Here is a 14,419-nt window from a genome sequence, read left to right on the forward strand (position 1 = left end):
ATCTAAAATTATTTTTTAACAGGAGTAATATCAAGATATTGCCAGTTTGTATTCATCATTGGGTGGGGTTTAAAACCCTGAACTTGTGGTCGTATCAACCAATTACGAATTCGAGTTACATGAACAATCCACGGATTATCAGCCTCAATCTGGCGGTTAAGCTTTTCATAATATGGAAGACGTTGTTGGGGTGGTAAATGAGTGGCTTGATTATAAAGAGTATCATATGTTTTAGACTGGTAACAAGCATGGTTTCCCTGACCTGCGTTTGGACCATACAGTAATTGTGCAAAATTATCTCCTTCAGGATAGTCAGCAATCCATGCGCCGCCCCAAATCATATATTTACATTGAGTTGCGGCTTTTAAATTATCTGCAAAATTACTTACTTTAAAGTCAGCACGAATACCAATGGCATCTAGATTTTTTTTCCATAGTTCGGAAAGAATAACTGAAGCCGAGCTATTTTCATTATTAATTTTTAAAACCAAAGGCTTCCCATTTGGTAAGTTTCGGTAGCCATCAACCCCTTTTTTATAGCCATAATAATCAAGTAGTTTATTGGCTAATAGCGGATTGTATCCTACGCTACTTTTATACTTTGGGTTATATCCATTTACACCTTCAGGTATAAACATTTCTGCTCTAACTGCCTGACCTTTATATACTTGTCGTATGCTTTCATTTTGATCATAAGCCAAAGTAATTGCTCTACGAAGCGCTATTTTTTCAGGACTAAAACCACCAATGACAGGGTCACGCATGTTCATCATCGTATAAGTAATTTCAGGTTCTTTATATGGAAAGTGTTTAATTCCTCTTTTTTGAAAAGAAGTCTTAAGTTGATTGCCATCTAAAGCTTGCGGAACAGCATCTGCTGTAAGTCTATCAAAATCCAATTGACCAGACTGAAAAGCTAACCATCGTGACTGTTGTTCTTCAATAATACTGACTACAACTTTACCAATTTGCGGCATTTTCTTACCGCTCATTTCTTTAACAAGCTGGTTATCCCACGGCGTTCCTGTTGACTTAAAGTTCCAAACAAAACCACGATAATCAGGATTGGCAACGAGCTCGACCTTACTTCGTGGTACATATTTACTTAACATGTAAGGTCCTGTACCTACTGGATGCATGCCAATACGATCACCGTAATAATCAACAACCTCCTTAGCAACACCACCAAATGCAATATAGGCAAGAATATAAGGAAAATTAAAGTCTTGCCGAGTTAAAGTGAGTTGTAGGGTATATCGATCAAGCGCTTTCACTCCTGCAATGGGTGCGGCGTAATCAAATTTTCCAGTTTTCTTTGCTTTAGCTACAACCGCATCGGCACCTAACAATTTCCCATCAATGAATGAAACAGAAGGTGCCCTATTTTCAGGATCTAAAATGCGTTTAATTGCATAAACATAATCTTCTGCCACAAGTTCACGGCGTTTACCTTTAAAAGCAGGGTCATTGGTGAAGTAAATACCTGGTTTAATTTTAAATGTATAAACTTTACCGTCTTGTTCCACCTTAGGCAGACTTTCAGCCGTATAAGGAACTAACTGCACAGGACGAGCTAAATAATCATATTTGAGTAAAGGCTCAAAAATAGCTTCTGCAATACTGCCACTATAAAAATTGGTGGTTTTAACCATGTCAAAACCATCATCAGGCGCTTCATAAGCAACATGTAATATTTTGTTTGGTTGTGCAGGCGTTTGGGCGAAAGCACAAGAAACTGATGTAATAGCCAGACTTAAAATGGCGAGCTTAAAAATTTTTAATTTCAAGTTCCTACCTACTTAATTAATATTTTAAAGATATTATCCTTTTGAGTAACATCTAAATCCGCATAAGAAAAGTTCTTTCTCAACGGACTACTTTCTTCTTTGTAAATTACTAACCGTTTTATTCAATCTTTTATTTGATCAAATGGAAAAAGCTAACAATAAAATTAGAAAGCTGTAACTATCTAATATAAAGCGAATTTCATGCCATATTTTGTGATCAAGAATAATCCATATAAAAATATTTAAAATTTACATTTTTATTAGGCACTTAAAACTTCTGGGACTATATAAATAAAAGTAAGTTTTTGCCAAATATTATATTTATATAACCTATCCATCATTAACCTATATTGCACAATTAAAAGTCACAAATGTTTCATTCTAGTTCAGAAAAAATCGTTATTTTTCACAAAAAATAACAGATCAACATTTTGATTTATAAATAGAAGTATATGAAATTATCACAATGTTACGTTATACAATTACATTTAATAAAGTTCTAAAAAGATACAGAAATGGATATCTAATACATGAAGATTCAAACAATGATTATTTTTTATACAAATAAATTTGAAACTTTTCGCCAACTCATTATTTTTTTCCAAATAGAAAAATAATTTTTTTGATTCCACCTTCTGAATTACAGCCTCAACCATAATAAAATCAATATTTATCAAAATTTTGCATAAACTAAAAAAAGAAAAATATATAGTTGGCACTTGCTTTGCTTAAACACTTTTCAGCAATATCGCTAACTACAACAAAAAGGGATCAAATCTACGATGAAAAAAAAATACAATGTTCGATCTCAGGTAACCCCCAAGATCGGCAAAACAATTCTTAAATTAAGCACCCTTAGTTTAAGCATGATGTGTCTTACCCTGGCACAAGCAGCAGAAACCGAACCATCATCAACATCTGAAGACAAACCAGTCAAAGTCATAAAAGTTGCTGTAACTGGCTCATCAATTAAAGGAGTTGCTGCTCAAAGTGCTTCACCCATTACTGTAGTAAAAGTTGATGAAATTTTAAAACAAGGGGTGACTACAACTGAAGAAGCCTTAGCCAAAATTAGCGCAAACCAATCAAATTTTGTTACTGCCAGCAACGTGGGTAGAAGTAAAACAGCCGGCTCGGCGGCAAACCTTAGGGCTTTAGGCGCCAACAAGACACTTGTTTTACTTAATGGTCGACGACTAGCTGCAAATGCCTATGATAGCGGTGTCACAAACTTAAATATTATCCCACTCGCAATGTTAGACCGTATTGAGGTTTTACGAGATGGCGCCTCTTCCATTTATGGAACAGATGCAATTGGCGGGGTAATTAACTTCATTACTAAAAAGCAGTTTACAGGTCTAAACTTAACCGCTGGTTATCAAAAACCAGAACAAAAAGGTGGTGAACAGCAAGACTATAGCATCTTTGGCGGCTTCGGTGATTTAGACGAAAATGGCTATAACGTTTTTGGTGTTGTGGACTATCGCAAAGGCGATGATGTCATGGCCAAAGACCGCAAGGTCAGTCAGCGTGGAGGGATATTACCCGAATTAGATGTTAATAGGACAAGTAGTGGTTCATTCCCTGCCAATGTCCCAGGTTTAGGTAACCCTTACGCATCCACTGGTTGTGGTAATAATCCTCTTAATAGTAACGATGATGGAACTTGTCGATATAACAGTCAAGCTGTGATTGGAATTGTTCCAAAAACAGAAGACATCTCAGCTATGGGTCGAGCTACTTTTAAACTGAACGATAACTTTAATGCGATTGCAGAATATTTATATGCAAGAAGTGAAGTTACCACTTCAGTTGCACCAGATGTATTTTTTGATTTGACGCTTGACCCTAGCAGTAAATATTATCCAGGAAATGGCATAACTCCAGCCCTAGCAGGCGCTACTGGAACTATCCCCCTATATCTGCGTTCACAATCGGGTAATCGTGTAAGTAATAGTATTAACCAGTCACATAGAATATTTGCTGGTATTGAGGGTGAAACTCATGGTTGGGATATTAATTCAGGAGTTACCTACGCACATAGTAGTGCATCAGATGCTCTCGTAAGTGGCTATTTAAACTATGACAAAACCCAAGAAGCTTTAACCAATGGCACATTAAACCCGTTCGGACCTCAAAACCCTGAAGATGCAGATGCGTGGAATCAGTTAGGTGTTGAAGGTAAATATTTAAAAGCTAATCTAGACACAACTACTGTAGATTTCACTGCAAGCCGACCTATATTTAAATTACCAGCTGGAGACGTTGGTTTTGCGATTGGTGCAAGCTATCGTTATGAAGATTGGACTTCAAAAGTTATGGCGGATATTGCCCGTGTAGCTCCAAGTGCAGGTAGCGACCCAGATGAGCCAGAAAATAATGGTGATCGTAATATTAAATCGGTATTTACCGAGTTCCATATTCCACTTCTTAAAACCTTAGAAGCTCAAATCGCTGCTCGCTATGATGACTACAATGATTTTGGCGATACGTTTAATCCAAAATTTGCACTTCGTTGGGAACCTATTAAACAGTTAATGTTCCGTACAACTTATAGTACAGGTTTCAGAGCCCCAACACTTTGGGAAGTGAATGGTCCAAATTCCGTAACCAATACAGGTGCGTCATATGATGATCCAGTACTTTGCACAGGTGGCAAGGTACAACCAGGAGGAAAAAAAGAACGCGATTGTAATATGCAATTCGACAGACAAAATGGGGGGAATAAAACGCTAGATCCGGAAGAGTCAAAGTCTTTTACCGCAGGCTTAGTATTTGAACCAGTTAAAAATTTAGCCTTTACTCTCGATTACTTCAATATAGAAGTTGATAAGCAAATTGCTACACTTTCAGAAACTGCTATTTTTGACGACCCAGTGAAATATGCAGATAAATTTGTCCGTAATCCTGATGGCTCATTAGATTATATTATTACAACGCAACAAAATTTAGGTGGAATTAAAACCTCAGGCTTCGATGTAGGCTTAAGTTGGGTTTCTCCAATGACAGCTACTGGTCGGTTTGGTTTTAATATTGATGGGACATATATAACAGACTACAAATATCAAGCTGAGCCAAATGGCGAATGGAAAGGCGTTGCCGGATCATACAGCGGCTTAGACTATCAATCTATTATTCTGCGCTGGAAACACACTGCAAACCTAAATTGGAATTATGAAAACTGGGCTTTAAACCTACAACAAAACTTCTCACGTGGGTATCAAGATCAGAACTCTAATGATCAAAACCATAGAGTCAGCGACTATACAACATATAACATTTCAGGCACCTATAAAGGCTTTAAAAACCTAGAAGTCACAGCTGGTATCAAAAATATTTTTGATGAAGACCCTCCTGCTTCTAATGTAATTGATAACTTCCAAATGGGATATGACCCACGTTACGCAGATCCTTTAGGACGTACGTACTTTGTACGAGGTACATATAAGTTCTAAATGGTTGTTCTGCAAACATAACTCTCAACAGTTAGTTTGCAGAACAAATACCCATTCTTAGCCAAACAGTCATTTAAAAAAATTGTTTGTCTACAGTTTCAGGAGTAACTATGGGCATGACTTTTACAGACATAGAAAATAAATCTGCAAAGCGCCTTATTGGTATTGCCGCAGTGCTTTTTCTGCATCTTCTTGTTGCCTATATTCTGATGTCAGGTTTAGCAAACAATATTCAAAAACCAGCAGAAAAACCTGTGGAATTACAAATTATTCAGGATATTAAGCCACCTCCTCCACCTAAACCGGAGGAGCCCAAGCCTAAGGAAAAACCGCCTGAGCCACCTAAAATGGTAGAAAAGGTAGCCAAAGTACCCGAGCCAGTGAAACAGGTCGAAAAAGCGACGCCTGTACAAAAAGTGACTCCAGTAGCACAACCGACAAAAGTTGCCCCAACTCCAACTGCTGCACCTAGCACTCCATCACCTAGTCCAGTTGCAGCACCGGCTCCAGTGGCTGCTGCTGCACCTGCACCAAAACCAACTGGTGTAACTCGCGGTGTTTCGGAAGGTTCTGCTGGCTGCGAAAAACCGGAATATCCACGCGAAGCGCTTATGAATGAAGAGCAAGGGACCGTACGTATACGTGTTCTAGTCGATACTTCTGGCAAGGTCATTGATGCCAAAGTCAAAAAAACGAGTGGCAGCAAAACTTTAGATAAAGCAGCAACTAAAGCCTACAGCTTATGTACGTTCAAACCAGCAATGAAAGATGGCGTGCCTCAGCAAGACTGGTATGAAATTGAATATCCATTCGTAATTGAATAAACAACTGTATTAGCAAGAAATTAAAAATATTGGAGATAATATGATGAAAAAACCAACTCAACACCTAGCACGCTTCGCTTCTGCAAGTTTAATCGCAGCATGCTCTTTACTTCCATTAAGCTCGGTTTTTGCAGAAGAAACTAATACTCCAGTTGCAACAGCAACCGCTGAGACAACTTCAAATGCTGCAACTCCTACTCCACCACCAAAGCCAGCAACAAGTGAAACTGTTAAAAATCCTTATGGCCTAGAAGCGCTTTGGCGTGAGGGAGATTTAGTTGCTAAATCTACTTTATTTATATTAGTACTCATGTCGATTGGTACTTGGTACATCATTATTTCTAAATTCTTACAGCAAGCTAAAGTAAAGCGCCAAGGTAAAGAAGCAGAGAAAAGTTTTTGGGAAGCAACTTCACTAGATAATGCAGCCGACAATCTAGAGCAAAGTAGTGCATATCGCTTTATTGCAGAAAAAGGCATTAATTCAACTAAATCACACGGCGGCTCTTTACTTGAACGTATTGACTTTAATACATGGGTAAGCATTTCAATTCAACGCGCAATTGAAAAAATACAAAATCACTTAGGTGGTGGCTTAGCCTTTTTGGCAACAGTTGGATCAACGGCACCATTTGTGGGTCTTTTTGGTACGGTTTGGGGAATTTATCACGCATTAACAGCGATCGGAATTTCAGGTCAGGCATCTATTGATAAAGTTGCTGGTCCTGTCGGTGAAGCTTTAATTATGACAGCTATTGGTCTTGCAGTCGCAGTACCTGCTGTACTTGGTTACAACTGGCTAACTCGCCGTAATAAAGCAGTTATGGAAAATGTCCGTTCGTTTGGTTCAGATTTGCATGCGGTTTTATTAAGCGGAGAAATTAATACCAATAACTCCATTAACCGCAGCATTAAATAATCAGGAGTAAACATTATGGGTATGAGTGTTGGCTCTGAAGATGATGATGAAATGATTGGCACAATTAACACGACGCCTCTCGTGGATGTCATGTTGGTTTTACTTATTATTTTTCTTATTACGATACCGGTAGTTACACATACGGTTCCAGTGAAACTGCCAGAAGAAAAAAATACTCCGTACGCAACCACGCCTGAAAATATTCAACTTTCTGTGAACAAGCAAGGAGATATTTTCTGGAATGAAAGCTATGTGCCTAATAAAGAAATATTGTTATCAAAACTCCAAGCAGTTGCACAAAAAAGACCTCAGCCAGAGGTACACATTCGTGGAGATCAGCTTACCCATTTTGAGGCAATAGATCAGGTCATTAGCACGACCAAACAAGCCGGTATTGGCAAAATTGCCTTTGTCACTAGCCCTCCAGCCTCCCCGTAATTAACTTAAGGAGAATTTTATGGGTATGAATGTCGGCTCAAATAATGATGATGACGTGATGTTGGAAGTCAACATGACACCTCTTATTGATGTCATGCTGGTACTCATTATTATGTTTATTATTACCATACCTGCGCCAAACAACGCGATTAATATTAATTTGCCAAATGGTACACCGCCACCAACAAATGAAAAGCCACCTGAAGTCATTGATGTTCGTATTGATTCAGCTGGCAAAGTATTTTGGAATAACCAACAGGTTTCTGACCGCACCGCACTAGAGACTTTATTTCAAAGTGTTGTCGCCAAAAAAGATCAAGACCAGATCAAACTTAAACCTGACCAAATGGCTGAATATAAAAATGTAGCAATGGTCATGGCTACAGCACAGCGTTTAGGTGTCACTAAAATTGGAATTGTGAGTAATAATTAAGTCATACATTTGATTTATTCTTGCAAATAAAAAAAGCCTCCGAAGAGGCTTTTTTTATGACAGGTTAAAATTAGTCACCTGTATAACCTTTTAACTTTAAACGAGCAGCATGAAGTAACGGCTCAGTATAACCAGAAGGCTGTTCACAACCTTTAAAGATGAGGTCAGAAGCTGCTTGGAAAGCGATATTGGTTTCAAAGTTAGCTGCCATTGGTTTGTACAATGGATCATTCGCGTTTTGCTCATCAACAATTTTCGCCATGCGTTTAAGCACTTCTTCAACTTGTTCACGAGTCACAATACCGTGACGCAACCAGTTCGCAACGTGTTGAGAAGAAATACGTAATGTTGCACGGTCTTCCATCAAGCCCACGTTGTTAATATCAGGAACTTTCGAACAACCCACGCCTAAGTCAACCCAACGTACCACGTAACCTAAAATACCTTGGCAGTTATTTTCAAGCTCATTGTTGATCTCTTCTGCTGACCAATTTGTTTCTGGTGCAAATGGAGGTGTCAACAAGTCGTCTAATGACAACATTTCTTCAGCTTTTAACTGATCTTGACGCGCTTTTACATTAACTTGATGATAATGCATTGCATGAAGTACCGCACCTGCCGGAGATGGAACCCAAGCACATGATGCACCCGCATTTGGATGTGCAGCTTTAGTTGCTAACATATCTTTCATGCTATCTGGTTTTGGCCACATGCCTTTACCAATTTGTGCTTTACCTTGTAAACCAGTCTTCAAACCAATTGCAACGTTACGATTTTCGTAAGCAGCAATCCATTTTTGTGTTTTTACAGCTTCTTTACGAACAACTGGTGCAGCTTCCATTGACGTATGAATTTCATCGCCAGTACGGTCCATGAAACCAGTATTAATAAAGATCGTACGGTCTTTTGCAGCAGCGATACAGTTTTTCAAGTTTACAGATGTACGACGTTCTTCATCCATAATACCGATTTTTAATGACTTCGCTGGTAATCCAATGGCCTGTTCAGCACGTTCAAATAACTCTACAGCAAATGCAACTTCTTCTGGACCATGCATTTTTGGTTTAACAATATACATAGAACCTTTACGTGAGTTCTTGTTTTCGTTTTCACTACGGATATCAGCAACTGACAATAATGGTGTTACCAGTGCATCCATAATTCCTTCGAAAATTTCTTCACCATCTACCAAAATAGCTGGGTTAGTCATTAAATGACCTACGTTACGAAGTAACATAAGTGAACGACCATGAAGTTTTGTTGTGCCACCAATTAAGTTTTTAATTTCGCGGTCTTTATTTAAATCACGAACAATCGTTTTACCATTTTTCTCGATAGATTCTTGAAGCGTACCCTTCATTAAACCTAACCAGTTACGGTAGCCTTCAACTTTTTCTTCAGCATCTACCGCAGCAACAGAATCTTCTAAATCCTGAATTGTAGTTACAGCTGCTTCAAATGTTAAATCTTTAACACCAGCTAAATCAGTTTGACCAATTGGGCTAGTCGCATCAATTTCGATAATGACATGAAGGCCATTACTTAGAAGTACAACTTCTGTAGGATTCGCTTCTTCACCGTTGAAACCAACGAACTGAGCTTCATGAGCTAAACCTGTTTTTGAACCATCTTTCAAAGTTACAACAAGTTTATTTTGCTCAATCTCATATTTTGTTGCATCTGCATGTGAACCTTGCGCAAGCGGAAAAACTTCATTTAAGAAATTTTTAGCGAACTCGATAACTTTTGCACCACGTACAGGATTATATCCTTTACCTTTTTCAGCTCCGCCTTCTTCAGAAATTACATCGAAGCCGTAAAGTGCATCATATAAAGAACCCCAACGAGCATTTGCTGCATTTAAGCTATAACGTGCATTACGTACAGGCACAACTAACTGCGGTCCTGCCAATAATGCAATTTCTTCATCAACATTTTCAGTTGTAATTTGAAAATCTTCAACTTCTGGCAATAAATAACCAATTTCAGTTAAGAACGCCTTATAAGCACCTAGTTCAAATTTATTGTTACGGTGCCATTCATCAATTTTTGCTTGTAATTCATCACGCTTAGCCAATAATGCTTTATTTTTTGGGCTAAGATCGACAACAACTTGCTCAAAGTTCTTCCAGTAAGTTTCACTATCTAAACCAGAACCTGGTAAAGCTTCATTTTCGATAAAATCGTAAAGTTCTTTAGCAATCGCTAACTTGCCTTTTTGAATACGTGCAGTCATTGTCTTTCCTGAAGTTGCTACTTTTTATACCAAGAGAATCCTAGTATACCGATTTAAATTAAGCTGAATACTAATATCACATTCCTAAATAGTAAGCATTTTCCCTTGTAAAACTATTGACAAAGATAAATTTTTCTATATAGAAAATATTAAAATTCTAACTAGGATTCCCAACAATTTATTCAATATTTAAAGATACTGAAACTAGACTTTTTGTTAACAGACAAAAAATTTCACTATCTTATTTTTCTAAAGCGTATTTAGTTATATCAAACTTTGCAGGTTGAAAAAGCACTATTTAACGAAATTTATTTATTTTTGTTGTAAAAAAAGCGCTCAATCTAGAGCGCTTTTCATATCTATTTTTTATGCGTTTTTAGCTTCATCAATATGGCGATGTTCTGAATGCAAATATTCATCGGATTGCATTTCTAATAAACGCGAACGAGTACGCTCAATTTCAAAGGCTAATTTTTCACCTTGATAAATATCAATAATACTATCTTGCAAAGTTAAAAGTAATTTTACTCCACGGTCATAAAACTCATCGACTAGATAAATAAAACGACGTGTGCCTTCAGACAAAAAATCTGTTAAATGAGGAACATTACTCACTAGAACCGTATTATAGATATTTGCAATTTCAATAAAATCTGCTGGGCTACGTGGTTTAAAGCAGAGTTCAGAAAACTCACACCACAATACATCTTCTGTATGCCCTAGAGTCTCAACAATACGATTATTGATTACAATAGGCTCTTGAGAATGAGCTTGTGTATGAGTTAATGCACTGAAACGTTCAGACATCCAGTTTTGGACTTCATTACTTAATGGTGATTTAAATAATTGAGCTTGTTTTAATACGCGTAAACGATAATCCACACCTGCATCTACATTTAAAATAGCGCAGTTCTTTTTAACCATTTCAATTGTTGGCAAGAAACGGTCACGATGAATACCATTTTTATATAAGCCGTCTGGTGCAATGTTTGATGTTGCAATTAATGTCACGCCACGAACAAACAATTTTTGAAATAAATCACTTAGAATCATTGCATCTGTTACGTTTGATACAAAGAACTCATCAAAACAAATAACGACTGCATCTTTATAAATTTGGTCAGCCACGATTTCAAGTGGATTACGTTGGCCTGAAAGCTTATTTAGCTCTTTATGAACATGTTGCATGAAATGATGAAAATGCATACGTGTTTTACGACGAAATGGCACTGACTCATAAAATTGATCCATAAGCCAAGTTTTTCCACGACCTACACCACCCCACATATAGACACCTTTAGGTGATGTTTGGCGGCGAAAACGACGGAAAGCTTTTTTAGAGGCTTTATAACGGTTTAAAAGTTCTTTCCATACACGATCTAATTCTTGCACTGCCTGTGCTTGCGCTTCATCTGCCATAAACTGGCCTGAAGCTAAAGCCTCAGCATAGCGTTCTGCTGGGGAAGAAGGTGAGAATGCAGTACTATGAGAAGATTTTAAATTTAACATATCGTTTTATTTCAATTTTAACTGATAGGAGTATAGCGAACATTTTGTTCAACCACATTAGCTTTTAGCATCAAGAATTACGACGATGACTCTTTGCCATATTGTCGAGGACTCTGTCCAAACCATCGTTTAAATGCATGATTAAACGCCGCTGGTTCAGAATAACCGAGTAAGTCGGCAATAACTTCTATTGAGTATTCTCTATATTCCATAAGCTTTAATGCCTTATTCTTGATAATTTGTTCACGAATTTGCTTATAACTCGTATTTAACTGTTGCAATTGATGCCTTAATGTCCTTTCAGGCATTTTCAATGCAAAAGCAGTTTCCGCCATGCTCGGGATAATACCTTGTTGCAACTCAAGATAATCTTGCACACATTGTATGATATGTGGAGTTTGGTGATCTTGTTGATTTAATCTTGTTATTTCTGTAATACATTTTGATTCATAAATACGATGTGTAATGATATCCGCTGAGGGAATCTTAATTTCAAGCACATCCTTGCTTAGGCTAAATGCTGCATATTTACCATTAAAGTGCACATCATCGCCATAGTATGCAAAATAGCGAGATAAAGTATCTGAGTCAGTTGGTTTTTCAAACGGAAGTTCTATACGCATAGCGGGCATTTGTAATCCCATCATCGTATAAATATCTTGAATAAATTTATAAGTTCCTGAAACTTCACATTGGGCCCGCAACTTGCCAATTTGTGTTTTCAAATCAACAGGCAAATAACTTAAAATTGTACGCTCATCAGTTTCATATAGGCCTAAAGCACCAAATAAATGAGTAAGTTTTTGATACTTTATCCCTTTATTTAATGCAGTTTGAACATCATTACTTGTGACAAGCAACATGAGCAATGGTCCGTAACCGGCTAAAGCATAATGCTGTCCAATAAATAGGCCCTTTTCAGGCTCAACATTTTCACTAATAATTTGCTGAATATCCCATTCTAGGCGATCATGAATTGTGGAACTCGGATCTAAAGCATCAACCTTAATTCCTATACCAGCCAAACGTGAGTCGACATCAATGCCTGCATTGCGCATTCCTTGAATTAAATACATTAAACCAAGTATCGACCGTTTCATTCTTCTATCAATTTCCCTAGACTCAAATGTTTTACTATAAACAAGAAAGAAAATTAATTGCCGAATCTATCAATTTTCACGTCGATACAATCATGTTTAAACTGGTTAAAAAACGTTAGTCTTGCCTGCAATCCTCCTTTTAGCTTATGCAGGGTTTCCAATGCTAAACGCAAAGCAAGATGCTATTCAAAAAACTAAAATCGCTATTATTGGTGCTGGATTTGGTGGCCTAGGAATGGCAATCCGTTTACTGCAAAATCAACAGCAAGACTTTGTTATTTTAGAAAAGTCTAATGATGTTGGCGGAACTTGGCGGGAAAATCGCTACCCAGGTGCGGCATGTGATGTTCAATCTCATATGTATTCCCTCTCTTTTGCACCTAAAACCGACTGGTCAAAACGCTATGCTGAAGCACCAGAGATTTTTCAATATATTCAAGATATTACAAAAAAATATAAGATTAAAGATTATTGCAAGTTTAACCATGATGTGAGCAATGTCCAATATGATGAAGCACGTCATGTATGGACTCTAGACTTTAAAAATCAGCCTTCTATTGAAGCTCAATTTGTTGTTTTTGCCTCAGGCCCGTTGCATATCCCGCAAATTCCCCATATTCAGGGTATCGAAAAATTTAAAGGGAAAGTTTTCCATTCATCACAATGGGAACATGACTATAATTTGAATGGTAAATCAGTCGCATCTATTGGTACAGGTGGTAGCGCAATTCAATATATTCCGGAAATAGCTGGAGATGTTAAGCAGCTCTATGTATTTCAAAGAACGGCAGCATGGGTAATACCACGAGATGAACGCAAATACTCAGGTTTGAGTAAAGCATTATTCAAATCTTCCAATATCTATCGCCAAATTCATCGTAGTCGTCTTTATTGGAGTAATGAGTCACGTGTTGTACCGATTGTTCAACCTCGAATCATGAAATATGGTCAAAAATTGGCAGAAGCTTTCATTCGCTTCCAAGTTAAAGACAAGGAAGTGGCTAAGAAACTCACACCGGACTTTGTGATGGGATGTAAACGTATTCTTATTTCAAATAAATATTTCCCTATATTTAACCGTAAAAATGTTGAGCTAATAACGGATAGCATTCAAGAAATTAAAGAAAATAGTATTATTACGAAAGATGGTAAAGAACGACCTATTGATTGTTTAATTTACGGCACAGGTTTTATTACTGACCCCCGTATTTACTTAAAACATTTCACTTGTATTGGACGCAATCAACTCGAGTTAAAACAAGCATGGAAAGATGGTGCAGAAAGTTATTATGGCATTATGACTAAAAACTTTCCTAACCTATTTCAATTAGTCGGCCCTAATACAGTACTAGGTCATAATTCAGTTATTTTTATGATTGAATCTCAAGTAAATTACATTTTACAGCTCATTCAACTTGTAGAGAAATCTGGTCAAAAAGCAATTGAGATCAAACCAGAAGTTCAAGACGCTTTTAACGAGCGGGTTCAAACTCAGCTTCAAGGGACTGTGTGGCAAGCTGGAGGCTGTAGTAGCTGGTATCAATCTGCCGATGGAAAAAACTTTTCGTTATGGCCCACCTATACATGGAAGTATTGGTTAGAGACGCGTAAAGTTAATCCAAAAGATTACTTACTCTTAAATAAAAGCTCACAGAGCTATGCAGCTTAAAATGTTCAAGACATAATAGGTGGGTTAAAAACAATCCACCTATTATTAT

At 37.4% G+C, this 14,419-nt stretch carries 10 protein-coding genes; 6 read left to right on the forward strand and 4 right to left on the reverse strand.

Going from position 1 to position 14,419, the window contains the following annotated elements; all coding sequences use genetic code 11:
- Positions 1-8 precede the first annotated feature (8 nt).
- Positions 9-1,787 (reverse strand): ABC transporter substrate-binding protein, encoded by a 1,779-nt coding sequence (locus F936_RS11095; protein WP_005047429.1) that lies wholly within the window; start codon positions 1,785-1,787, stop codon positions 9-11.
- A 782-nt stretch (positions 1,788-2,569) separates the two neighbouring features.
- On the opposite strand from F936_RS11095, the gene F936_RS11100 reads away from it, so the two are divergent.
- The 5 genes from F936_RS11100 (at position 2,570) to F936_RS11120 (ending at position 7,856) form a co-directional block, all read left to right on the forward strand.
- Positions 2,570-5,242: a TonB-dependent receptor gene (locus F936_RS11100; protein ID WP_005047430.1), complete on the forward strand. Its 2,673-nt coding sequence runs from the start codon at positions 2,570-2,572 to the stop codon at positions 5,240-5,242.
- Positions 5,243-5,352: 110 nt separating this feature from the next.
- Positions 5,353-6,066, forward strand: coding sequence for an energy transducer TonB (locus tag F936_RS11105; RefSeq protein WP_003651510.1), 714 nt, complete (start codon positions 5,353-5,355; stop codon positions 6,064-6,066).
- 40 nt (positions 6,067-6,106) lie between these two features.
- Positions 6,107-6,985 carry a MotA/TolQ/ExbB proton channel family protein gene (locus F936_RS11110; protein WP_005047431.1) on the forward strand — a complete coding sequence of 293 codons (879 nt, stop codon included), beginning with the start codon at positions 6,107-6,109 and terminating at the stop codon, positions 6,983-6,985.
- 15 nt (positions 6,986-7,000) lie between these two features.
- Complete coding sequence (locus F936_RS11115) at positions 7,001-7,423, forward strand: ExbD/TolR family protein (protein ID WP_003651506.1); 423 nt, start codon at positions 7,001-7,003, stop codon at positions 7,421-7,423.
- Between the two features lie 19 nt (positions 7,424-7,442).
- Positions 7,443-7,856, forward strand: a complete 414-nt coding sequence (locus tag F936_RS11120; protein WP_005047433.1) for an ExbD/TolR family protein — start codon at positions 7,443-7,445, stop codon at positions 7,854-7,856.
- A 70-nt stretch (positions 7,857-7,926) separates the two neighbouring features.
- Here F936_RS11120 and F936_RS11125 read toward each other — a convergent pair whose 3' ends face one another.
- From F936_RS11125 to F936_RS11135, 3 genes are all read right to left on the reverse strand, one after another.
- Complete coding sequence (locus F936_RS11125) at positions 7,927-10,092, reverse strand: malate synthase G (protein WP_005047434.1); 2,166 nt, start codon at positions 10,090-10,092, stop codon at positions 7,927-7,929.
- Between the two features lie 366 nt (positions 10,093-10,458).
- Entirely contained in the window at positions 10,459-11,601 is a 1,143-nt protein-coding gene (gene zapE, locus F936_RS11130) for a cell division protein ZapE (RefSeq protein ID WP_005047436.1), read from the reverse strand.
- Between the two features lie 77 nt (positions 11,602-11,678).
- On the reverse strand, positions 11,679-12,701 hold the full coding sequence (locus F936_RS11135) for an AraC family transcriptional regulator (RefSeq protein ID WP_016802036.1): 1,023 nt from the start codon (positions 12,699-12,701) through the stop codon (positions 11,679-11,681).
- Between the two features lie 121 nt (positions 12,702-12,822).
- Here F936_RS11135 and F936_RS11140 point away from each other — a divergent pair, with 121 nt between their 5' ends.
- The gene (locus F936_RS11140) at positions 12,823-14,370 is read left to right on the forward strand and encodes a flavin-containing monooxygenase (RefSeq protein WP_080595309.1); all 1,548 of its coding nucleotides are present in this window, start codon (positions 12,823-12,825) and stop codon (positions 14,368-14,370) included.
- Positions 14,371-14,419 lie beyond the last annotated feature (49 nt).

It is taken from the genome of Acinetobacter calcoaceticus DSM 30006 = CIP 81.8 (assembly GCF_000368965.1).
GTDB lineage: Bacteria > Pseudomonadota > Gammaproteobacteria > Pseudomonadales > Moraxellaceae > Acinetobacter > Acinetobacter calcoaceticus.